Annotated in this window: 1 protein-coding gene; it reads left to right on the top strand. The window is 63.4% G+C overall.

The annotated features are described in order from the left end of the window. Positions 1-22: 22 nt before the first annotated feature. The coding region (locus tag GVL52_RS29295; RefSeq protein ID WP_200848017.1) for a type IV secretion system protein at positions 23-434 on the top strand (412 nt) is incomplete at its 3' end.

The following is a 434-nucleotide window of genomic DNA, read 5'->3' as shown; positions in this document are numbered from 1 at the left end:
TAGCCGCTGACGAGGCCGGGCCATGAATGACGTTTCGGTCATCGACCATTTTCTCGATGTCTTCTCGCGCTACATCGACTCGGGATTTGGGCTGCTGCATGGCGAGGTGGCGTTTCTCACAGCCACGTTGATCGTCATCGACATGACGCTCGCCGGGCTGTTCTGGGCGATGGGCCATGCCACCGGCCAGGGCGAGGACGTGATCGCCAAGCTGATCCGCAAGGTGCTGTACGTCGGTGCCTTCGCCTACATCATCGGCAACTTCAACATGCTGGCCAGCGTGGTGTTCCGCTCCTTCGCGGGCTTGGGCCTGACGGCCAGCGGCTCCAGCCTGAGCATGGGCAACTTCCTGCAGCCGGGGCGACTCGCGAAGGTGGGCATCGACGCCGGGGCGCCCATTCTTGAGCAGATCAAGCAGATGGCGGGCTTCCCCG

Origin of the sequence: Rhizobium sp. 18055 (assembly GCF_902706285.1) — a bacterium.
In the GTDB taxonomy this organism is placed as follows: Bacteria; Pseudomonadota; Alphaproteobacteria; order Rhizobiales; family Rhizobiaceae; genus Rhizobium.
The sequence above is the reverse complement of the archived record's forward strand: the minus strand, read 5'-3'. Positions and strand labels throughout refer to the sequence as shown.